The organism is Pseudomonas sp. AC239 (assembly GCF_979258545.1).
This window is the reverse complement of the sequence record NZ_OZ409864.1, coordinates 2,545,396-2,567,637: the sequence shown is the minus strand read 5'-3', so window position 1 is coordinate 2,567,637 and position 22,242 is coordinate 2,545,396. Positions and strand designations below refer to the sequence as shown.

Annotated in this window: 14 protein-coding genes; 6 read left to right on the top strand and 8 right to left on the bottom strand. The window is 60.8% G+C overall.

Annotated features, from left to right (window positions below; translation table 11 throughout):
• Positions 1-103: 103 nt before the first annotated feature.
• The 3 genes from ACZ0AZ_RS11690 to amaB form a co-directional block, all read right to left on the bottom strand.
• Positions 104-1,237, bottom strand: a complete 1,134-nt coding sequence (locus tag ACZ0AZ_RS11690) for an ABC transporter substrate-binding protein (protein ID WP_041480713.1) — start codon at positions 1,235-1,237, stop codon at positions 104-106.
• A 368-nt stretch (positions 1,238-1,605) separates the two neighbouring features.
• The gene (gene amaA, locus ACZ0AZ_RS11685; protein ID WP_039756943.1) at positions 1,606-2,889 is read right to left on the bottom strand and encodes an L-pipecolate oxidase; all 1,284 of its coding nucleotides are present in this window, start codon (positions 2,887-2,889) and stop codon (positions 1,606-1,608) included.
• A gap of 153 nt (positions 2,890-3,042) precedes the next feature.
• Positions 3,043-4,533, bottom strand: a complete 1,491-nt coding sequence (amaB, locus tag ACZ0AZ_RS11680) for an L-piperidine-6-carboxylate dehydrogenase (RefSeq protein ID WP_039756941.1) — start codon at positions 4,531-4,533, stop codon at positions 3,043-3,045.
• A gap of 164 nt (positions 4,534-4,697) precedes the next feature.
• Between amaB and ACZ0AZ_RS11675 the strand changes: the two genes are divergently transcribed.
• The 3 genes from ACZ0AZ_RS11675 (at position 4,698) to nadE (ending at position 7,867) form a co-directional block, all read left to right on the top strand.
• Positions 4,698-5,597 carry a LysR family transcriptional regulator gene (locus ACZ0AZ_RS11675; protein ID WP_129998172.1) on the top strand — a complete coding sequence of 300 codons (900 nt, stop codon included), beginning with the start codon at positions 4,698-4,700 and terminating at the stop codon, positions 5,595-5,597.
• 214 nt (positions 5,598-5,811) lie between these two features.
• Complete coding sequence (gene pncB / locus ACZ0AZ_RS11670; RefSeq protein WP_463537414.1) at positions 5,812-7,035, top strand: nicotinate phosphoribosyltransferase; 1,224 nt, start codon at positions 5,812-5,814, stop codon at positions 7,033-7,035.
• Between the two features lie 4 nt (positions 7,036-7,039).
• Positions 7,040-7,867: an ammonia-dependent NAD(+) synthetase gene (gene nadE, locus ACZ0AZ_RS11665; RefSeq protein ID WP_039756923.1), complete on the top strand. Its 828-nt coding sequence runs from the start codon at positions 7,040-7,042 to the stop codon at positions 7,865-7,867.
• 123 nt (positions 7,868-7,990) lie between these two features.
• On the opposite strand, the gene azu is transcribed toward nadE, so the two are convergent.
• Positions 7,991-8,434 carry an azurin gene (gene azu, locus ACZ0AZ_RS11660; RefSeq protein ID WP_463537413.1) on the bottom strand — a complete coding sequence of 148 codons (444 nt, stop codon included), beginning with the start codon at positions 8,432-8,434 and terminating at the stop codon, positions 7,991-7,993.
• A gap of 342 nt (positions 8,435-8,776) precedes the next feature.
• Between azu and ACZ0AZ_RS11655 the strand changes: the two genes are divergently transcribed.
• Both ACZ0AZ_RS11655 and ACZ0AZ_RS11650 read left to right on the top strand, forming a co-directional pair.
• Positions 8,777-9,364 (top strand): LOG family protein, encoded by a 588-nt coding sequence (locus ACZ0AZ_RS11655; protein ID WP_024011379.1) that lies wholly within the window; start codon positions 8,777-8,779, stop codon positions 9,362-9,364.
• A 68-nt stretch (positions 9,365-9,432) separates the two neighbouring features.
• Entirely contained in the window at positions 9,433-9,621 is a 189-nt protein-coding gene (locus tag ACZ0AZ_RS11650; RefSeq protein ID WP_463537412.1) for a hypothetical protein, read from the top strand.
• A gap of 208 nt (positions 9,622-9,829) precedes the next feature.
• Here the strand turns inward: ACZ0AZ_RS11650 and ACZ0AZ_RS11645 are convergent, their stop codons facing one another.
• From ACZ0AZ_RS11645 to ACZ0AZ_RS11630, 4 genes are all read right to left on the bottom strand, one after another.
• Positions 9,830-10,720, bottom strand: coding sequence for a transglutaminase family protein (locus ACZ0AZ_RS11645; RefSeq protein WP_463537411.1), 891 nt, complete (start codon positions 10,718-10,720; stop codon positions 9,830-9,832).
• Positions 10,720-13,206, bottom strand: coding sequence for a circularly permuted type 2 ATP-grasp protein (locus tag ACZ0AZ_RS11640; protein WP_463537410.1), 2,487 nt, complete (start codon positions 13,204-13,206; stop codon positions 10,720-10,722). Before ACZ0AZ_RS11640 ends, ACZ0AZ_RS11645 begins: the two co-directional genes overlap by 1 nt.
• A gap of 88 nt (positions 13,207-13,294) precedes the next feature.
• Positions 13,295-16,570, bottom strand: coding sequence for a transglutaminase family protein (locus tag ACZ0AZ_RS11635; protein ID WP_463537409.1), 3,276 nt, complete (start codon positions 16,568-16,570; stop codon positions 13,295-13,297).
• Between the two features lie 464 nt (positions 16,571-17,034).
• Entirely contained in the window at positions 17,035-19,338 is a 2,304-nt protein-coding gene (locus ACZ0AZ_RS11630) for a YgiQ family radical SAM protein (RefSeq protein ID WP_463537408.1), read from the bottom strand.
• A 225-nt stretch (positions 19,339-19,563) separates the two neighbouring features.
• On the opposite strand from ACZ0AZ_RS11630, the gene ACZ0AZ_RS11625 reads away from it, so the two are divergent.
• Complete coding sequence (locus ACZ0AZ_RS11625) at positions 19,564-22,203, top strand: hypothetical protein (protein WP_463537407.1); 2,640 nt, start codon at positions 19,564-19,566, stop codon at positions 22,201-22,203.
• The last annotated feature ends 39 nt before the right edge of the window (positions 22,204-22,242 follow it).

The window sequence follows — 22,242 nt, the reverse complement described above, 5'->3', positions numbered from 1 at the left end:
AAAGCGGTTGAACATTCAACGCAGAGGTTGTTTGTCAGTGCGTCTTCGCGAGCAGGCTCGCTCCCACAGGGGATCGGTAGTGATCAGATGATCGCTTCAGCCCTTACTTCTGCTTTTCCAGCTGGTGGTATTTGCCGTCCTTGTCCCACTGGTAAACCACGTAGTCGGAGACTTTCAGGTCGCCTTTGGCATCCCAGGTCTTCTCGCCCATCACGGTTTTCACCGGGTTGGCCTTCAGCCACTTGGCAGCGGCTTCGCCGTCGTTTTTCTTCGCGCCGTTGAACGCTGCCGCCAGGGTCTGAACCGAAGCATAGGCGTACAGGGTGTAGCCCTCAGGCTCGGTGCCGGCCTTGCGGAACGCGTCCACTACGGTCTTGCTCTCTGGCAGCAGACGCGGGTCGGCGCCGAAGGTCATCAGCACGCCATCGGTGAATTGCGGGCCGCCAGCAGTGGTCACCAGTTCGTCGGTCACGATGCCGTCGTCGGACATGAACTTGACGTCTTTCAGGCCTTGCTCACGCAGCTGGCGAACCAGTGGACCGGCTTCCGGATGCAGGCCGCCGAAGTAGACGACATCGGCGCCGGCGCCACGGATCTTGGTGACGATGGTGCTGAAGTCTTTCTCGCCACGGGTCAGGCCTTCGTACAGCACAGGCTTGACGCCGCGTTTTTCCAACTGAGCCTTGGTAGCGTCCGCCAGGCCTTGGCCGTAGGTGTCCTTGTCATGCAGCACGACAACTTTCTTGCCCTTGAGCATGTCGACGATGTAGTCGCCGGCGACGATGCCTTGCTGGTCGTCACGTCCGCACATACGGAACATGGCGCTGAGACCGCGTTCGGTAACTTGCGGGTTGGTCGAGCCCGGGGTGATCGCGATGATCCCGGCTTCGTCGTAGATTTCCGATGCTGGAATGGTCGACGAGGAGCAGAAGTGCCCGACCACGCCGGCGACTTTCTGGTTGGTGAGGTCCTTGGCGACCGTCACTGCCTGCTTCGGTTCGCAGGCGTCATCGCCTTTGACCAGGACGATTTTTTCCCCATTGACGCCGCCCGCCGCGTTGACCGCATCGGCCGCTGCCTGTGCACCCTTCATGTACTGCTCGCCGAATGCCGCGTTGGCACCGGTCATCGGACCCGCTACACCGATCTTGATATCGGCTTGAGCAAACGCAGAAACACCCAGCGCAGTAGCGACTGCGAGGGCCAGAAAGCCTTTCTTGTAAAACGTCTGGGACATGAGGTGGTGCTCCAAGGTTTTTTTTAGTTGGCACTGCGACTTCACTTCACTCAAAGCTCAGAGCAAGGCCCGTGCCATCGGTTTTTTATTCTTCAAAAAGTCGCTGCGTTGTTGTTATTTCGACTGTTTCGGTCCCATTTTCATTGGGCGTGCAACCGTCTAAACCGCGGAAGGTGAAACCATTTGTTTTTACAGGCGCAACCCTCGCGCGCCATCATTGCAACCGCAGCGGCAAACGACGTGCAACCAGCCTGTAACAGCCCGCGTCACCGAACTGCACACTGCTGGTGCGGGACTGCTACAACCCGCACCATTACAGGCTAGTCGCTGGATGCAAAAGCGCCGCTTGCGGCAACAAATTTCAACACTCAAATGACGATGCGCAGGCACTGGCCCGCGTGATACAGGGAAAATCCGGCCTCGTACAGGCAACTGCGCAAACCCACACCAGCCAGGGGCTGCATCGGTGCGAAGGGAATCGGCAGTGCCTGCGGATTGCCGTTGCACAGGTAATCGGCGAAAGCTTTGCCGACCACCGTGCCGGTGGTGACGCCGCGACCGTTATAACCGGTGACGGCCACCAGGCCCGGCGCCGGTTCGAACAGGCGCATCAGGTGATCAGGGGTAAACGCAATGCGCCCGGTCCAGGTGCATTCCCACTCGACCGGCTTCAGATTGGGGAAGTAATGCTGCTGCACCCGATCAGCCCAGGCCTTGAGAAACCAGGTCGGTTTCTGATTGCCATTGCCGAGGCTGCCGAGCAACAGGCGCCCGTCCTTGTCGCGACGGATGCTGCTCAATACCTGACGGGTATCCCACGAGCCCTGCCCGCCGGGAAGAATTTCTTGAGCGGCGTCTTCGCTGAGGGGCACCGAGGCGACCTGATAGTAATAACCGGGAAAGAAATTGCGCTTGAGTTCGGTCCAGTCGCCTTCGGTGTAGGCGTTGGAGGCGATGACCACTTGCTCGGCGAGCACCGAACCCTGGGCGGTCTGTACCGACCACTTCTGCCCAACGCGCTCGAGGCGAGTCACCGGCGAATGATCGAACATCTGCCCGCCGAGCCCGCGCACGGCATTCGCCAGCCCGGTGACATAGGCCATCGGATTGAGCGTGCCGGCACGGCGATCAAGCAACGCGGCGGCGATTTTCTGCGTACCGGTGGCTTGCTCGCAGGCTTTGCCGGTCAGCAATTCGACCGGCGCGCCACGGCGCTTCCACTGCTGCTCGCGACTGCGCAGATCCGCCTCGCCCTTGGCGTTGTGAGCCATGTGCAAAGTGCCTTCGCGGCGCAACTGGCAATCGATGTTGTACTTATCCACAAGGTTGAACACCAGCGCCGGCGCCGCACCGAGCATGCGGTTGAGCTGACTGCCGACCGCCTCGCCGAAACCGGCCTCGATCTCGTCCGGAGGAATCCACAGGCCGGCGTTGACCAGCCCGACGTTGCGCCCGGAACCACCGTGCCCTGCGCGATTCGCTTCCAGCACGCAAACGCTTTTGCCTTTTTCCAACAGATGCAGCGCCGCCGACAACCCGGTGAACCCGGCGCCGATCACGCAGACATCGACCTTGACCTCGCCCTTGAGCGCGGTGTTATCCGGCCGTTGTGGCGTGAGCGTTTCCCACAGACATTCTTCGCGTAACGGCATTGCCAGACTCCAACAGAAACCCAACAAACACAGTGCAGATCCTGTGGGAGCGAGCCTGCTCGCGAAAGCGGTAAATCAGCCAACATCAGTGTCGACTGACCTGACGCATTCGCGAGCAGGCTCGCTCCCACAGGACAATCGCATCAAGCTCCATCAGTCGAATGTAATGCCCTGCGCCAACGGCAATTCCAGCGAGTAATTGACGGTGTTGGTCTGCCGGCGCATGTACGCGCGCCAGGCATCGGAGCCGGACTCACGGCCGCCGCCGGTCTCTTTCTCACCACCAAAGGCGCCGCCGATTTCCGCGCCGCTCGGGCCGATGTTGACGTTGGCGATGCCGCAGTCGCTGCCGACTGCCGACATGAACCGCTCGGCCTCGCGCACGTCGGTGGTGAAGATGCACGACGACAGGCCTTGCGGCACGGCGTTGTTCAGGCGCAGCGCTTCCTCGAAATCGCTGTAGCCAACCACATAGAGAATCGGCGCGAAGGTTTCGCTGCAGACCACATCGCTCTGCTCGGGCATTTCCACGATGGCCGGTGATACGTAGTAGGCGTTGGGGAATTGCTCTTCCAATTGGCGCTTGCCGCCGAACACCCGGCCGCCTTCGCTCAGTGCCTGTTCCAGCGCATCCTGCATGTTTTCGAAGCTGTGCCTGTCGATCAGCGGGCCGACCAGATTGCCTTCAAGCGGATGGCCGATGCGCACTTTCGAATAGGCCGCCTTGAGGCGGGTGACGATTTCTTCCTTGACCGATTCATGGGCGATCAGACGGCGCAAAGTCGTGCAGCGTTGCCCGGCGGTGCCGACGGCGCTGAACAGAATCGCGCGCACCGCCATGTCCAGATCGGCGCTCGGGCCGAGGATCATCGCGTTGTTGCCACCCAGTTCAAGAATGCTGCGAGCGAAACGTGCGGCGACTTTCGGCGCCACTTCGCGGCCCATGCGCGTGCTGCCGGTGGCGCTGATCAGCGCAACACGCGGATCATCGACCAGTGCTTCGCCGGCATCACGACCGCCGATCACAACCTGGCACAGGCTCGCGGGGGCATCACTGAAGTTCTTCACCACGCGATCAAACAGCGCCTGACAGGCCAGCGCAGTCAGCGGGGTTTTCTCCGAAGGTTTCCACACCACCGGGTTGCCGCAGACCAGCGCCAGGGTAGTGTTCCACGCCCACACCGCGACCGGGAAGTTGAACGCGCTGATGACGCCGACCACGCCAAGCGGATGCCAGGTTTCGCGCATGTGGTGACCCGGGCGCTCGGAGGCGATGGTCAGACCGTACAACTGGCGCGACAGGCCGACGGCGAAATCGCAGATGTCGATCATCTCCTGCACTTCACCCAAACCTTCCTGAGTGATCTTGCCAGCCTCCCACGACACCAACTCGCCGAGGTCGGCCTTGTACTCGCGCAACACTTCACCGAACTGGCGCACCAGCTCACCGCGACGCGGCGCCGGCACCTTGCGCCAGTGCTCGAATGCATGATCTGCGCGACTGATGTGCTGCTCGACTTCGGCAGCGCCTTCCCAGTTCACCGAAGCAATCTGGCTGCCATCGATGGGCGAATGCACCGGCACTTTGCCGTTCTGGTACAGGGCCGGGTTGACTCCCAGACGATCAAGCAATGCGGCAACCATCGGTCTCTCCTCAAGCAAAAACAGAATGTGTGCGGCCATCCTTCGCATGGCCGGGCAGGCCTTTAGTTGTAGCCTCACCAAGGCGATGCAACAAACGACCTTTACGCCAGATATCATTCCGTTTATTCATGCTACGTATAGAAAGACAAGAAAAAGGACTGGCCATGCTGAACAAACGCCACTTGCCCTCGATCACCGCGTTGCAATGCTTCGAGGCCGTGACCCGGCACCTGAGTTTTACCCGCGCCGCTGAAGAGCTGAACCTGACCCAGAGTGCGGTGAGCAAACAGGTCGCACAGCTTGAAGAGCTGTTGCAGCACTTGCTGTTCCGCCGCGTGCGTCGGCGTTTGCAGATGACACCGGCCGGGGATTTGTATCTGGTCGAGGTCAGAAAAATCCTCAGCCAAGTGGAGATGTCGACGCATTACCTGCGTTCCTACGGCGGCGAAACCGAAGTCCTGCGCGTCTCCACCCCGTCGACCTTCGGCGCGCGTTGGCTGGTGCCGCGCCTGAAAGGCTGGCGCCTGCGCCATCCGTCGATTCATCTGGATCTATGCAACGAGCAGGAGGCCGACGATCTGTTGCAGGGGCGCAGCGATCTGGCCTTCTATTTCGGCCAGGCTTCGCGACCGGGCACCGAATGCCTGAAATTGTTCGGCGAAGAACTGGTACCGGTCTGCGCCCCGGGCAGCCTGCCGGACGCGCCATTCACTGACCCGACGCAACTCACTGATCTGGTGCTGCTGCAAAATGCCTCGCGACCGCAGGCCTGGCACGACTGGTTCGACAGCCAGGGCTACCACACCGAACACAGCTACCACGGGCCGCGTTTCGAAACCTTTTACATGTGCATCCGCGCCGCCCAGGTCGGTTGTGGCGTGGCGCTGCTGCCGCGGTTTTTGGTGGAAGAGGAATTGGCCGAAGGCAAACTGGTCATACCCTGGCAGCATGCGATGCCCAGCAGCGATGCCTACTACCTGGCCTACCCGGAGCACGCGGCGGAAGTGCCGAAGGTGCGGGATTTTGTGAAGTGGATGCTTGAACAAATCGATAGCCCGGTGTGAGGTCGACCGGGATCCCTGTGGGAGCGAGCCTGCTCGCCAAAGCGTCGGGTCAGCCACATCATCTTTAACTGACACACCGCATTCGCGAGCAGGCTCGCTCCCACAGTGGATCTGCGGCGCTCTGAAAAAATGCTGGCAATCCCCACCGCCGATATGCGCCACTAGCGCCATCGATATAGACCGCGCCAGGCGCGGCGCAACTGGAGACCCGTTTATGAGCGAGAGTGTGTTTGCCGATCGCATCGTGCAGAACCTGCTCGACACCGACTTCTACAAGCTGACGATGATGCAGGCGGTGCTGCACAACTACCCCAACGTCGAAGTCGAATGGGAGTTCCGCTGCCGCAACGCCGAGGATCTGCGTCCGTATCTGGCAGAGATCCGCCATCAGGTCGAGCGTCTGGCCGAGCTGAGCCTGAGTGCCGATCAGTTGAGTTTTCTCGAGCGCATCAGCTTTCTGAAACCGGATTTTCTGCGCTTCCTTGGCCTGTTCCGCTTTAACCTGCGCTACCTGCACACCGGCATCGAGAACGGAGAACTGTTCATCCGTCTGCGCGGGCCATGGCTGCATGTGATCCTCTACGAAGTGCCGCTGCTGGCGATCGTCAGCGAAGTGCGCAACCGCTATCGCTACCGGGAGACTTCGCTGGAGCAGGCACGCGAACAGCTGTATCGCAAGTTCGACTGGCTGACCGCCAATGCCTCGGCCGATGAGCTGTCGCAACTGCAGGTCGCCGATTTCGGCACGCGCCGGCGCTTTTCCTTTGGCGTGCAGGCTGAAGTGGTCAACGTGCTCAAGCATGACTTCCCCGGGCGTTTCGTCGGTACCAGCAACGTGCATCTGTCCCGCGAGCTGGACATGAAACCGCTGGGCACCATGGCCCACGAGTGGATCATGGCCCATCAGCAACTCGGCCCGCGCCTGATCGACAGCCAGATCGCCGCGCTCGACTGCTGGGTTCGCGAGTACCGTGGCCTGCTCGGCATCGCCCTCACCGATTGCATCACCACCGATGCGTTTCTTGGCGATTTCGATCTGTTTTTCGCTAAGCTCTTCGACGGTCTGCGCCATGATTCCGGGGACCCGGTGGCGTGGGGTGAGAAGTGCATCGTGCACTACCACAAGCTTGGCATCGACCCGATGAGCAAGACCCTGGTGTTCTCCGACAGTCTGACCCTGCCCAAATCGTTGGAGATTTTCCGCGCGCTGCACGGTCGCATCAATGTGAGCTTCGGCATCGGTACCAACCTCACCTGTGATATCCCGGGTGTCGAACCGATGAGCATCGTGCTTAAAATGACTGCCTGCAACGGCCAGCCGGTGGCGAAGATCTCCGACGAGCCTGGCAAGACCCACTGCAAAGATCCGAATTTCGTCGCCTATTTGCGACATGTGTTTCAGGTTCCTGCCGAATCCAGTCTATCTAGCAAGGAGTGAATTCATGCAAGCCGTACAGCGTGAGATTGCTGAGCAGCTCAAGGTGCAACCACCGTTCGCCGACGATCAGGCCCTGCAGGCGGAAATCGCCCGACGCCTGTCGTTCATCCAGGATTGTCTGGTCAATTCCGGGCTCAAGACCCTGGTGCTGGGCATCAGCGGCGGCGTCGACTCACTGACCGCCGGCCTGCTGGCCCAGCGCGCAGTGCGTGAACTTCGCGAGAAAACCGGCGACGACCGCTACAAATTCATCGCCGTGCGCCTGCCCTATGAAACCCAGTTCGACGAGCACGACGCCAAGGCCTCGCTCGATTGCATCGCGCCTGACGAAATCCACACCGTGAACATCGGCCCGGCGGTCAAGGCGCTGGCGGCTCAGGTGTCGGCGTTTGAAGGCAAACCGGCGGCATCGGTGGATTTCGTGCTGGGCAATACCAAGGCGCGCATGCGCATGGTCGCGCAGTACACGATTGCCGGGGTGGCGGGCGGTCTGGTGATTGGCACTGACCACGCGGCGGAAGCGGTGATGGGTTTCTTCACCAAATTTGGCGATGGCGCCTGCGACCTCGCCCCGCTCAGCGGTCTGGTGAAAAACCAAGTGCGCGCCATTGCCCGCAGCTTTGGCGCGCCGGAAACGCTGGTCGAGAAAGTGCCGACGGCTGACCTCGAAGACTTGTCACCGGGCAAGCCGGACGAAGCGGCGCACGGCGTGACCTATGCCGAGATCGATGCGTTCCTGCACGGTGAAACGGTCCGGGACGAGGCGGCGAAGATCATTGTCGATACGTACAACAAGACTCATCACAAGCGGGTGATGCCGTTTGCGCCTTGATTTTCAAAGGCATGAAAAAGCCCGCTGAGGAGTGATCCTCCGCGGGCTTTTTCTTTGGCCATCAGTCTTTCGGTGAAGCGGATGGCCTCTTCGCGAGCAGGCTCGCTCCCACATTGGCCCTGATTACTTGACGACGATGGTGCCTTTCATCATCGAAATGTGGCCAGGGAACGAGCAGAAGAAGCCGTAGCCACCGTCAGCCACCTTGGCCACGTCGAAGGTCACCGAATCGGTTTCCTTGGCGCCAATGATCTTGGTGTGGGCGATGATGCGTGCGTCGCCGTCCTTCAGGTAGTTTTTGTCGATTCCGGCTGCCAGGCCGTCGGTAGCGATTGGCTGCATGTCAGCTTCTTTGCTGATCACCAGGTTATGGCCCATGACGTTCTTTGGCAGGCTGCCGGAATGGGTCAGTTCGACGGTGAACGTCTTGCAGCTCTTGTCGATCACGATTTCCTTGGTGTTGAAGGACATCTGATCCGTGGAATCAACGGTGGTTTTGCACTCGGCAGCCATCAATTGGCTGCTGGCCAGCGCCAGCAGGGATATCGCAACAACTTTGGAAAACATGGTGAATCTCCAAGGCAGGGTTAACAAAAACACTAGTGGTGGAAAGACTGCCTGAAATCTTCGCAAGTTCCTATGACTTGTGTCAAAAATTGTATACAACTTTCAGGCTATGACACTCATCGACACAATCTAACGGCCATTTCATTCGGCCAGCCCTATGATCGGCCCACCTACTGAAACGGAGTGCCTGTCATGTTCTTCAACGGCTTGTTGTGCAGCTTGCTCGCCGCCTACGCCTGTGGCGCCAGCGGTACTTTTGAATCACCCGAACGCGAAGTCTAGTCCTTGGAGCACGGCGCGCCAGCCGTTACCCTGTGCGCCTGATCGACCCAGGAGTAACGCATGTCGCTGAAATCCGTTTGTGTGTTTTGCGGTGCCAACGCCGGTACCGTGCCGGCCTATACCGAAGCCGCCGTCGCCCTTGGCCGGGCACTGGCCGAGCGTAATCTGACGCTGGTCTACGGCGGTGGCGCCGTCGGCTTGATGGGCATTGTTGCTGATGCCGCGCTGGCCGCTGGCGGCGAAGTGATCGGCATCATCCCGCAAAGCCTGATGGACAAGGAGATCGGCCACAAAAGCCTGACGCGCCTGGAAGTGGTCGACGGCATGCATGCGCGCAAGGCCCGAATGGCCGAACTCAGCGATGCGTTCATCGCCTTGCCCGGCGGCCTCGGCACGCTGGAAGAACTGTTCGAAGTATGGACCTGGGGCCAGCTCGGCTATCACGGCAAGCCTTTGGGCCTGCTGGAAGTGAACGGTTTCTACAGCAAACTCACGGCTTTTCTCGATCATATCGTCGGCGAAGGCTTCGTTCGCGCGCCACACCGTGACATGCTGCAAGTGAGCGAATCGCCAGATTCCCTGCTCGACGCCCTCGATCAGTGGCAGCCGACCGTCACGCCCAAGTGGGTCGACCAGAAACCCGGTTAACCCCCGGACACCGATACAGGGCAGAATACGCGCCGCTCAACCTCACCTTCGACCCCAGAGGATCGCCCATGGCCAAACCCAATTACTCCTTCGCCAAACGTCAACGAGACCTGGCAAAGGAACAGAAGAAAGAGGAAAAGCTTCAGCGCAAGAAGCAAACCGCTGAAGAAGCGGCACTGAACCCTGACGGTGAAGTGGCGACCGATGATGATGTTGATGCATCCGATGCACCGAAAAATCAGGCGCCCGACGCCTGAGCCCCACCGGGTTTGATGATCGAATCAGACCCTGCGGATTTGTGACGGGGCTGGCAGTTTTGCTGCCGGCCCTCACAGCCCTGCGTTCCCTGACACACCAAAATCCCTGTGGGAGCGAGCCTGCTGGCGAAAGCGGTGTATCTGTTACAAATCTATTGGCTGACCTGACGCTTTCGCGAGCAGGCTCGCTCCCACATTTGAAAACTCATCAATTCTGCGGCATCACCGTAACCCGCACTTCCGGGTCATGATTACCGCCACCGAGAATCACCCCCCGCAACGGCGACACATCGGAGAAATCCCTTCCCCACGCCAGCGTGATGTGTCCCAGTGCCGGCCGCACATTGTTGGTTGGATCGAAATCCACCCAGCCCGATACCGGACAGAATACCGATACCCACGCATGCGAGGCGTCGGCGCCGATCAGGCGTGGCTGCCCCGGCGGCGGCTGAGTGAGCAGGTAGCCGCTGACATAACGCGCCGCCAGACCGCGCGAGCGCACACAGGCCAGCATCAGATGAGCGAAGTCCTGACACACGCCGCGCCGACGCTCCAGCACCTCCACCAGCGGCGTCGCCACCTGGGTGGCTTCGGCATCGAAGGTGAATTCGCTGAAGATCTTCTGCATCAGCGCCTGCACCCCGAGCAACAACGGTCGCCCTGGCGGAAAACAGCTTTGCGAGAACTCGACGAAGCTGCGCTTCAAATGCACATAAGGCGACTGGAACCGGTAGCGACAGGCTTCGAGCAAGTCGGTGGACAACGGCTGACTGCTGTAAGTCAGCGCATCGCGGGTCTGCTCCCACGCTGGCGACTGGTTGAAATCCAGCGCCGGCCGCGCCAGCACCTCGACCGTCAGCCGGGCGTCGACCTGCAATTGGTCATGGGGCCGTTCAAATGCCAGACGCGTCAACGGATTGCCGAATACATCCAGCTCATCACGGCGCATGGTCGGCTCGGGACTGATCAGCAACTGCTGCTCGGTGCAGCGCTGCCAGCTGCATTCGCGCGGCCACAAGTGCGCCAGTTGCTGCGCGAGGGAGACCGGGCTGTCGTAGTGATAACAGGTGTCGTGAAAGATCTGATAGTGAGCGCTCATCACACGGACACCGTACGCTGGCTGACATCATCGACATGAGCGAAATGGCGCAACGCCAGACGATCCGAAACCTGGCCGCTGGCTTCGGCGATGTCCTGCAACAGATCGGCCAGACCCTCGAGTGCGGCACGTACGCTGGATTTGCCGAACAGCGGATTCTCCAGACAACCGAGATCAAACCGCGACAGGCGCTCGACCAGTTGCGGCAGCGCGGTTTCCCGAGGCGCGGCGAAATCGTCGTTCAGGCGTTTCAGCGTGCGGGTGACCAGTTTCAGCTGAAACAGCACCGCGTGGGGGTTCTGCTCATCCAGCAGCAGCAAATCCAGCACCGGAATCAGTTGCGCCACCGCCAGATAGCGCGAGCGATAGGTGATACTGCTGTTGCCCAGTTCCAGCAACCATTCCAGCCCCGCCTGATCGAACGCACCCGCACCGCGCAGAAACGCCGCCAGACTGCTGCTGAGAAATTGCAGGCGTTCGATGCGGCGGCCGATCATCAGAAACCGCCAGCCTTCATCGCGGGTCATGTCATCCAGGGCAAACCCCGACAGCGCCGCCAGCGACATCACAAGACGATTGAGAAAATCCAGCAGTTCGCCGAAGTCCGGTTCATCGACTTCCAGCTCGAGCGCCTCGCGCTGCAATTCGACCAGCGCCTGCCAGTTTTCCCGGGACAGCTTGCCGCGCACCTGCGATGCAGCCCACTGCAAACGCTGCAAATTGGAACGCAGGCTGAACGACCAGTCCTCGCCGAGCAACGCCGCGAGCAGGCGCTCCGGCAGTTCGCCCTCATCCGGCAACAGCGCCAGCCGCTCGCCGAGATCGACCGCTGCTTGCAGCGCCTGCGGATCATCGCCATCGACGTAACGCGTGAGCATGATGCGCAGCAGCCGCGCGCTGTCGTCGCAGCGTTCGCAGTAGCGGCCGAACCAGAACAGATTCTCTACTACCCGCGATGGCAGGTAAGGATCGCGCCGCACCAGATCGTGCACGCCGACATTGCGCTGCGCCTTCCACTGCTCACCACTCGGCGCACGGTCGCTGAGCACCCAGGTGTCCTTGCTCGCCCCGCCGCGCTGCATCGACACCACTTCGGCATCAGCCTCGGCCGCCACTCGGGTCAGACCGCCCGGCAACACGCGGTAGCCATCGTGGCTGGCCACCGCATACATGCGCATGCCGATCGCGCGGGGTTGCAGATGACCGTCCTCGGCTTGCCAGACCGGCGCCTGCGACAGTTGCGCAAGCTCTTGCGCGACGTAGGCATAAGGCCGTGCCTGCATACGCTGCGCCAGCTCGAGGCGCTGACTGTCACTCAAATCACGGCCGAACACCGGGGCGAAGCTCTGCGACGGGAACGCCGGTTTGATCAACAACTCCGGGAGCTTTTCCAGCGCCTGCGCCAGCACCGGCGCTTCACCGCACCACCAGGTGGCGATCGACGGCAGGATCAGTTCTTCGCCGAACAGGAACTGATTGATCTTCGGCAGAAATCCCAGCAGGCCCGGCGATTCCAGCACGCCGCTGCCTAGCGCATTGGCCACCAGCACCCGCCCCTGACGCACTGCCTCCAGCAGACCGGGGACGCCGAGCGCCGAGTCGGTACGCAGTTCCAGCGGGTCGCAGAAATCATCGTCGAGGCGGCGCATGATCGCGTGCACCCGGCGCAGGCCACTGAGGGTTTTCAGGTAAACGGTGACATTGCGCACTGTCAGATCGCCGCCCTCGACCAGCGGATAGCCGAGCTGACGGGCCAGATACAGGTGCTCGAAATAACTTTCGTTGAAACGCCCTGGGGTCAGCAGCACCACCAGCGGTGCGTCATCGCCCTGCGGTGCCTGACGGGCCAATGTTTCCTGCAAAGTGCGGAAGAAACCGGCCAGATGCTGAACCTTCAGATCGCGGTACAAATCGGGAAAGGCGCGGGAGACGATGGTGCGGTTTTCCAGCGCATAGCCGGCCCCGGACGGCGCCTGGGTGCGATCGGCAGTGACCCACCAGCGACCATCCGGCGTGCGCGCCAGATCCACGGCATACAGATGCAAAAAGGCTGACTCGGGCGGGGCAATGCCCTGACAGGGCCAGAGAAAATTGTTGTGCCCGAATACCAGCTCGGCGGGCAGCAGGCCTTCGCTGATCAACCGCTGCGGACCGTACAGATCCGCCAGCACTGCATTGAGCAAGCGCGCACGCTGAGCGATGCCGGCGGACAATTGCTGCCACTCATCTGCCGCAATCACATGGGGCAGCAGATCCAGCTCCCACGGCCGGTCAGCGCCCTTGGGATCGGCATAGACGTTGTAGGTGACGCCGTTTTCCTGAATCTGCCGCGCCAGCAAGGCCTGACGCTGCACCAGTTGCGCTGGACTGCTGCGCTGCAACTGATCGAACAGGCGCTGCCAATGCGAGCGCACCGCGCCGCTGCTGTCGAGCAGTTCGTGATAGGTGCCCGCAGTCAGCGGGTAGCGGTCTAACAGGTCAGGCATGGAAAGCTCGGCAGACAGCAGGGAACGGTCAGACTAACGCAGGCACATGACACGCGGATAGACGAAAAATCCGCGTGTTGCGTAGGCTCTAGTAACGGCGCAGGTCGATGGTCATCGGTAGCTCGTCATTGATTTCTACTTTGGGTACGGGAAGTTTCCCCGGCGTGTGTCCGAGGCGGAAAAACCGCGCCATCCGCCGACTTTCCGCTTCGTTGGCATTGACCGGCAAGGTCTCGTAATTGCGCCCACCGGGATGGGCGACGTGGTACTGGCAACCACCCAGCGAACGCCCCATCCAGGTATCGAGCAGGTCGAACACCAACGGCGCGTGCACCGGTATGGTCGGCTGCAGACAGTTGGCTGGTTGCCAGGCCCGAAAGCGCACGCCGGCGACAAACTCGCCCACGCGCCCGGTCGGGTGCAACGGCACCGCGACGCCATTGCAAGTCAGCAGATAGCGCTGTGGCGGCAAGCCGTTGAGCTTGACCTGCAAGCGCTCCAGCGATGAATCGACGTAGCGCACCGTGCCGCCCGCCGAGCCCTCCTCGCCCAGCACGTGCCAGGGTTCGAGCGCCTGACGCAGCTCCAGCTCGATGCCATTGACGGCGTAGTCGCCGACCTTGGGAAAACGAAACTCCAGATGCGCCGCGAACCACTCCGCACGCAACGGATAGCCGGCGTTGTTGAGTTCGACGATGACGTCGGCGAAATCCTCTTCGATAAAGTGCGGCAGCAAAAAGCGATCGTGCAGCTCGGTGCCCCAACGTGCCAGTTTCGCCGGCGCATAAGGCTCGCGCCAAAAGCGCGCGACCAGCGCCCGCAGCAGCAACTGCTGAGCCAGACTCATGCGCGCATGCGGCGGCATTTCAAAAGCGCGCAGTTCCAGCAAGCCGAGACGCCCGGTGGCGCCGTCCGGTGAATACAGTTTGTCGATGCAGAATTCGGCGCGATGGGTATTGCCGGTGACGTCGATCAGCAGATTGCGCAGCAGGCGATCGACCAGCCACGGTGCACATTCCTCGCCCGGTTCCGGCATCTGCGCGAAAGCGATTTCCAGTTCATACAAGGCATCGTTACGCGCCTCGTCGACCCGTGGCGCCTGGGACGTCGGGCCAATGAAGAGGCCGGAAAACAGGTACGACAGCGAAGGATGGTTATGCCAGTAGCTGATCAGGCTGCGCAACAGATCCGGCCGCCGCAGAAACGGTGAGTCCGCCGGTGTCGCGCCGCCAAGGACGAAATGGTTGCCGCCGCCGGTGCCGGTGTGGCGCCCGTCGATCATGAACTTCTCGGTGGTCAGGCGGGTTTGCCGCGCCTGCTCGTAGAGAAACTCGGTGCGCTCGACCAACTCGTCCCAGCTCGCCGATGGCTGCACGTTGACCTCGATCACACCCGGGTCCGGAGTGACACGGAAATTGCTCAGGCGCGGATCACTCGGCGGTTCATAGCCTTCCAGCAGTACCGGGCAGTGCAGTTCTTCGGCGGTGGCCTCAATGGCCGCGACCAGTTCCAGATAATCCTCGACCCGCTCCAGCGGCGGCATGAACAGATACAGCCGCCCTTCGCGGGCTTCGGCGCAGAATGCGGTGCGGGTCAGCCAGTCGGCGGACTCATCGATTTTCGGCACGCGCTCATCCAGCGCAGCAGGTTCGCCGTGAACACCAAGCTGCGCAGGATCCGGCAGTTCAGCGAAGTCCTGATTCGGATCGTTGGGATGGATGAACGGATATTCCGCCGCTTTCACCCACGGCTGCGACGCCAGCGGCAAGCGATAACCCAGCGGCGAATCCCCGGGCACCAAGCGACAGTGCTCATCGCGTAGATACCAACGCCCGCTCTGCCATTGATCGCCCTTGGCCGTGCGCGCCAGCGGCAGCACCTGGCCGATCACCTTGTTCAGGCCCTGACTGAAGACCTTGCGCAATCGCGCGCGCTCCAATGGCTCTTCCAGACGCGAATCTTCGGCGCAGACGTTGCCGGGCAACGCGCCCTCGCGCCAGAGGTAATAGAGATGATCCTCGTAAGCCGGGAAGACGAAGCGTGCCGGCAACTTCAGGCGCTCGGCGACGCTGGCGAGAAAGCGTCCGGCCAGTTCGCCGTCGGCGCCATAGTCCTGCTGCTCGTCGGCGATCAACGCGTCGTTGTGCCAGATCGGCTGACCGTCGCGGCGCCAGTAACAATTGAGCGACCAGCGCGGCAACTGCTCGCCGGGATACCACTTGCCCTGACCGAAATGCACCAGCCCCTGCGGCGCGTATTGCTTGCGCATGCGTTGGAACAGTTCGGCGGACAGCCGACGCTTGTCCGGCCCCAGCGCGGCGGTGTTCCATTCGGCGCCGTCCGGGTCGTCGATGGAAACGAAGGTCGGCTCGCCGCCCATGGTCAGGCGCACATCGCCTGCGAGCAGATCGGCATCGATCTGCCGCCCCAGCGCCTGGATCGCCCGCCACTGTTCATCGGTGTAGGGCTTGGTGACACGTGGCGCTTCCCAGATTCGCTCGACCGACATTTCGTGGCTGAACTGTGTCTCGCAAGGTTCGACCAGACCACTGATCGGCGCCGCCGAGGACGGATCGGGACTGCACGCCAACGGAATATGCCCTTCCCCGGCGAACAACCCGGACGTCGCATCAAGGCCAATCCAGCCGGCACCCGGCAAATACACCTCGCACCAGGCGTGCAGATCGGTGAAGTCGACTTCGGTGCCCGACGGGCCGTCGAGGCTTTTCACGTCGGCGGTCAGTTGAATCAGGTAGCCGGAAACAAACCGCGCCGCCAGACCGAGATTACGCAACAGCTGCACCAGCAACCATGCCGAATCACGGCAGGAACCGGAGGCGTGTTGCAGTGTGTGCTCCGGAGTCTGCACGCCGGGCTCCATGCGGATCAGGTAGCCGATGTCTTCGCTGAGGCGCTGATTGAGCGCCACCAGAAAATCCACCGCCGGCAGCGGCGTGCGGTCGATGCTGCCCAGGTAAGCCTTGAACGTTGGGGTCAGCGGCAGGGTTTCGAGGTACGGCGCCAGCTCCTTGCGCTCATCGGCGGCGTAGCTGAACGGGATTCGCTCGGCGTACGGTTCGAGAAAGAAATCGAACGGATTGAACACCGCCATTTCCGCTACCAGATCGACTTCGATGCGCAGCTCTGCGGTCTTTTCGGGGAACACCAGACGTGCCAGGTAATTACCCTGGGGGTCCTGCTGCCAGTTGATGAAATGCTGCTCGGGCGAGACTTTCAGCGCATAGGAAAGAATTCGCGTGCGGCTATGGGGTGCCGGGCGCAGGCGGACGATCTGCGGGCCGAGTTCGACAGCGCGGTCGTAGCGATAATGCGTGACGTGATGCAATGCGACATGAATCGACACGGCGTGCCTCCTGCGAGCCTTGGGCGTATGGGAAAGCGCGCAAGACTTATGCCATGCACAGGCTTGCGCGCTTTCGCGAAATGCTCAAGGCAGTACAGCACCAAAACCGGGCGATGCGAGGAAATGCTTGGACTCAGTTGCACGCAAATGTTGCGGACGCTGATTCATGCGGTGTTTGATCGGACGCTTTCGCGAGCAGGCTCGCTCCCACAAGTGGAATGCGTTCCCCTGTGGGAGCGAGCCTGCTCGCGAAGAGGCCAGTTGCCTCAACACACCTTATTGATGGCTCCCACGCTCTGCGTGGGAATGCAGCCCGTGACGCTCCGCATCATAACCATGTTGGACAATACTGCGAGTAACGGCTGGAACGCGGAGCGTCCCGAGAGGCATTCCCACGCAGAGCGTGGGAATGATCAGCAAAACGCCAACCCGAAGGTTGGCGTTCTGTTCAGCTCAAGCCGTGTTTAGCGCGGCACGACCGGCTTGCGCGTCGGCTTCGGGCCTTTGCCTTTGGCCGCATCCTTGCGCTCCTTGGCCGCCTGCTGGTTGCGAGCGAATGCCGCAGCCTTGGCCTGTTCACGCTTGTCCCACGGATTACCGCCATCACTGGCACGCGGCGGCAAACCGGTGTGCTGGGTGAGAATCTTGGTGGTCTTCTCTTTGGCGACCTTGTGGCTGCCGGCCGGCGTCGAGTTCTTGCGACGGGCGCTCTGATAGCTGTCGGTGGCCGGCTGATGGGCCGGGATCAGTTGATCCTTGCCCGGGCCGATCAAGTCGCCACGGCCCATGCGGATCAGCGCCTCACGCAGCATCGGCCAGCCTTTCGGGTCGTGATAACGCAAGAACGCCTTGTGCAGACGACGCTGATCTTCGCTCTTGACGATGGTCACGCCGTCGCTCTTGTACGTCACCTTGCGCAGCGGGTTCTTGCCCGAGTGGTACATCGCCGTGGCGGTGGCCATCGGCGACGGGTAGAACGCCTGCACCTGGTCGGCGCGGAAGCCATTGCCCTTGAGCCACAGAGCGAGGTTCATCATGTCTTCGTCGGTGGTGCCCGGGTGGGCGGCAATGAAGTACGGAATCAGGTACTGCTCCTTGCCCGCTTCCTTGGTGTACTTCTCGAACATGCGCTTGAACTTGTCATAGCTGCCGATGCCCGGTTTCATCATCTGATTGAGCGGACCTTCCTCGGTGTGCTCCGGGGCGATCTTCAGGTAACCGCCGACGTGGTGGGTCACCAGCTCCTTGACGTACTCCGGCGACTCGACGGCGAGGTCGTAACGCAGCCCGGAGGCGATCAGAATCTTCTTCACACCCGGCAATGCACGGGCGCTGCGATACAGCTGGATCAGCGACGAGTGGTCGGTGTTCAGGTTCGGGCAGATGCCGGGGAACACGCAGGACGGCTTGCGGCACGCGGATTCGATTTCCGGGCTCTTGCAGGCGATGCGGTACATGTTCGCAGTCGGGCCGCCGAGGTCGGAAATGACCCCGGTGAAGCCTGGGACCTTGTCACGGATCTCTTCGATTTCGCGAATGATCGACTCTTCGGAACGGTTCTGGATGATCCGGCCTTCGTGCTCGGTGATCGAGCAGAAGGTGCAGCCACCAAAGCAGCCACGCATGATGTTCACCGAGAAACGGATCATGTCGTACGCCGGGATCTTCTCCTTGCCGTACGCCGGGTGCGGCACACGGGCGTAAGGCATGCCGAACACGTAGTCCATTTCTTCAGTGGTCATCGGAATCGGCGGCGGGTTGAACCAGACGTCGATCTCGCCGTGCTTCTGCACCAGCGCGCGGGCGTTGCCCGGGTTGGTTTCCAGGTGCAGCACGCGGTTGGCATGGGCATAGAGAACCGGGTCGTTGCGGACTTTTTCCATCGACGGCAGACGGATCACCGTCTTGTCGCGAGTCATGCGCGGGCTGGCCAGGATCTGCACGACCTTGGCTTCCTGCGGGTCCTCAACCGGGCCTTTCTCTTGCTCGATGGCGCAGGCCTGAGTGTCCTGGGTGTTGACGTACGGGTTGATGATCTTGTCGACCTTGCCCGGACGGTCGATGCGCGTGGAATCGACTTCGTACCAGCCCTGCGGGGTGTCACGACGAATGAACGCAGTGCCGCGCACATCGGTGATGTCTTCGATCTTGTGCCCGTAGGACAGACGCTGGGCGACCTCAACGATGGCCCGCTCGGCGTTGCCGTACAGGAGGATGTCGGCGCTGGCGTCGATCAGGATCGAGTTGCGCACCCGGTCCTGCCAGTAGTCGTAATGGGCGATGCGGCGCAGCGAAGCTTCGATGCCGCCGAGTACGATCGGCACGTGCTTGTAGGCTTCCTTGCAGCGCTGGCTGTAGACGAGACTCGCGCGGTCCGGACGCTTGCCGGCCATGCCGCCGGGCGTGTAGGCGTCGTCGGAACGGATTTTCTTGTCCGCGGTGTAGCGGTTGATCATCGAGTCCATGTTGCCCGCTGCGACGCCGAAGAACAGGTTCGGCTCGCCAAGCTTCATGAAGTCGTCTTTGGACTGCCAGTTCGGCTGCGCGATGATCCCGACGCGGAAGCCTTGCGACTCCAGCAGCCGGCCGATGATCGCCATGCCGAACGACGGATGATCGACGTAGGCATCACCGGTAACAATGATGATGTCGCACGAATCCCAGCCAAGCTGATCCATCTCCTCCCTGCTCATCGGCAGGAATGGCGCTGGCCCGAAACATTCGGCCCAATATTTTGGATAGTCAAATAACGGCTTGGCTGCTTGCATGTCGACGACCGGTGTTGAAGTGAAAAATCGCGGGCGCGGAATATAGCACAAATTTTGACCAATTCCGACGACGGTGGTCGGTTTCTCCATGACGTCGCCCGACAGCCAACTCCGCAAGACTTACGCGTTCAAATGAGCGCACCACGCAAAAAACGGCAAGGAAGCCGAGCACCGTCGCCCTCCATCAAGGAAAGCGAGGCGTGAAACGTAAAAGGATGCCATGCAATGCCCGTCAAACCGCCTATCAGAGTCACAACAACAGCAACAGTCCATGTTCCGCGACTCAGCGACCCGGTGTTCCGTCCCTTTCCCCGACCTGCATTCGAAGGCGGGCTGACGCACCCCCACCTCAATCACACGCCTTCGGTAACGACGCGAAAAAACCTCAATGCAGTTCATACCGTAATTACTTCGATGCCAGCGCGAACATCGGTCAGTTCAACGGCTACTCCAGCGCGCCCCCGTGTCCTGCCCGAACGTCCATTGAGCGATTATTTCATCACTTCGCTGGTCGTGCTCCCGGAGCCCGACATCCAAGGTATTACGCACTTCAATGGGCGTCAGTACGCTGAAGTACCGGGCGGTAGCGTCCTGATCGGACTGGACCCCGCCAGCGGCCTCCATCGTGCGAAATTGCACAGCGAACTGGATCCCTCGGGACCATTTTTACAGCGCGACGCCGAGAGTTTGCTCTGGCACCCCGTTGAACGCTCGGTGCCGTTGACCTACCCGCTATCAACCGCGCGCCTGAAGCCGTATCACACCGATCTGGATTTCAGCACGGTCGATCCAGGCAACGATGGACTCCATCGCTTCAATGGCAAGGTCTACGCTTCGATAGAGCAACACGCCTATCAGGTCCTGCATGACCTCGATGCCTCGTCGCCGAACAGAGCGGTGATGCGCATCGTTCGCCCTGGGGACCCGGTCGCTACTCACGCGGGCAACCGCTACGTGGCTTCGCGCCCTGGCACTTCGCAGCCCATCGTTTTCGATCCCGGTCACGGTTGGCAAGGTACCGTTGTGTACGGTGCCGCAGGCATGCCGAAACCCGTGGCAGAACCTGCAAGTGTGGTAATCGAGCGCATAACGGTGGCGGCCGGAGTCGAGCGTATAAACCAGCGAATGAAGAAAAATGAAGAAACTCGTCAAGACCTGATCACCGCATGGATGACGGCGAAGGAAGCGGAGGGTGAACACGCTCAAATGGTTAAAGACGAACGAATCGCACTTGGTCAGCTCGAACTCCACAGTCTTCGAGAGCTGCAGAGTCTTGGCAACGCGTTGAAGTACTACAAGGACAACAAAACCGTCATAAGGGAGTTCATCAAGAAAGATGACTACAGAAACACAGTGATTGCGCTGCAAAAAGGACAAATGCTCGCCTATCAGTATCTCGTCGAATGCGGCCTGACCCGCCGCGCGCTGGAGGGCCCGTTACTTGACCTCGCCCCGGACAAACTGCCGCGAACCGTCCATTTCCTCACCAACATGCTGAAACACCTGAAAAAGCGCCAGCTCATTGCCGACGATCTGGTGAAAAAGTGGAAGGTCTCGCCAGAAGAATTAAACGCCGGCACTCTTTCAGCGACGGGCCCCCATGACGTCGTTGCCTCGTGGGTCTTCACCAAGAGCATATTGCTGGACAACCCCCAATCGACCGGCAGCGCCCCTCAAGCCTCCGAGCTGGCGATCCGGTTTGGCCAGGTAACCTTCGTCTACGGGGCACTCGGCAAAATTCCGGACACCCTGCACCCGGCTGTACTGAGTGATCTTTCTCAACAATGCGCAGCGCTGCGCGACTGGTACGACCGGCTTGACCTGCCTGCCGGCCCCGAACACGTCACCTCACGCAATGACATCAACGCAGAAATCAACGCGTTTGAACACACTCTGGAAACTCGCCTGAATCGTATCTACCACGAACATGCAGACGGCTCAGCGCAGCCAGCGCACGACCAATCGATCGACTTCGACTTTATTCCACCGCAAGACCGAAGCGGTAACGCAGCCAAAACCTGGCGACTGTTTCGGGCGAAGAGACATGGCCTCTACCAGGTCAATGTCGGCGAGTCACGCCGGACCCCGGACGGAGAAGAAGTGATTGATGTCGGCAACCTCCTTGATCCAACGCATCCCGTACAAACCTATGAGCGCAGAGACGGCGAATGGCATCCGGCGCAGACGCTGACGACGCAGGAAAAAGCCTTGCCGGCCCTGTGCGCAGAAGCCGATCAACTGCTGCTGGGGGCCGACTCGCACGTTGCAAACGCCCTCCGGGAAGAGCGGGAAAAAATCAACCCGGACAACATTGTCGAGACGCTTGAACAGAAAGCCAAAGTGCTGGATGAAACTGCGCGGCAAATTGAGCGGTTTGCAGACAGCAATGCCGATGCCGTGGCGTTGATCCAACGCCTGAGAGAGAAGAGCCAGGGTCTGCAGGCCGTAGGCGAAGACATTCGCATCCGAATTTACAAGAACAAAGATTTTCTCAGCGCCGACCGGTTGATTTATCTGATCGACAGAGGTCATGTCAGTGCGCTGAAAAGCAAGTCCCGACTGAAACGAGGCAAAGGCAAGGACAGGGAATATCTCGACATTTACTCGCTAACGGATGCGCAAACCCGCGAGCCTCTCTGGGAGGCACATTTTCACTATCGTGCGCCAGACACCCCGGCGCTGAACTTCAACGTACGCGGCGCCCACCTGAAAACCCTCGAACAAAGCGCCAGGGGCAGTATGTCGCAGCGCAGGGAAGAACTTGCGGGGCGACAGCACGTGGCCGTCTGGCGCCATTACCTGGACGGACGCACCGCACAAAGAATTTTCGACCTGGCAGCGACCACCACCGATCGCGTTATGTAATGGCTGTTCCTCGGCCGGCGTAGTACCGCCCGACCGAGA

What these genes read in the sequence shown, in the direction of transcription:
- ACZ0AZ_RS11625 (WP_463537407.1), top strand. Translation starts at nt 19,564, where the DNA reads ATGCCCGTCAAACCGCCTATCAGAGTCACAACAACAGCAACAGTCCAT.
- ACZ0AZ_RS11650 (WP_463537412.1), top strand. Translation starts at nt 9,433, where the DNA reads ATGGCCAAACCCAATTACTCCTTCGCCAAACGTCAACGAGACCTGGCA.
- azu (WP_463537413.1), bottom strand. Translation starts at nt 8,434, where the DNA reads ATGTTTTCCAAAGTTGTTGCGATATCCCTGCTGGCGCTGGCCAGCAGC.
- ACZ0AZ_RS11630 (WP_463537408.1), bottom strand. Translation starts at nt 19,338, where the DNA reads ATGCAAGCAGCCAAGCCGTTATTTGACTATCCAAAATATTGGGCCGAA.
- amaA (WP_039756943.1), bottom strand. Translation starts at nt 2,889, where the DNA reads ATGCCGTTACGCGAAGAATGTCTGTGGGAAACGCTCACGCCACAACGG.
- ACZ0AZ_RS11640 (WP_463537410.1), bottom strand. Translation starts at nt 13,206, where the DNA reads ATGCCTGACCTGTTAGACCGCTACCCGCTGACTGCGGGCACCTATCAC.
- amaB (WP_039756941.1), bottom strand. Translation starts at nt 4,533, where the DNA reads ATGGTTGCCGCATTGCTTGATCGTCTGGGAGTCAACCCGGCCCTGTAC.
- ACZ0AZ_RS11655 (WP_024011379.1), top strand. Translation starts at nt 8,777, where the DNA reads ATGTCGCTGAAATCCGTTTGTGTGTTTTGCGGTGCCAACGCCGGTACC.
- ACZ0AZ_RS11690 (WP_041480713.1), bottom strand. Translation starts at nt 1,237, where the DNA reads ATGTCCCAGACGTTTTACAAGAAAGGCTTTCTGGCCCTCGCAGTCGCT.
- ACZ0AZ_RS11645 (WP_463537411.1), bottom strand. Translation starts at nt 10,720, where the DNA reads ATGAGCGCTCACTATCAGATCTTTCACGACACCTGTTATCACTACGAC.
- pncB (WP_463537414.1), top strand. Translation starts at nt 5,812, where the DNA reads ATGAGCGAGAGTGTGTTTGCCGATCGCATCGTGCAGAACCTGCTCGAC.
- ACZ0AZ_RS11675 (WP_129998172.1), top strand. Translation starts at nt 4,698, where the DNA reads ATGCTGAACAAACGCCACTTGCCCTCGATCACCGCGTTGCAATGCTTC.
- nadE (WP_039756923.1), top strand. Translation starts at nt 7,040, where the DNA reads ATGCAAGCCGTACAGCGTGAGATTGCTGAGCAGCTCAAGGTGCAACCA.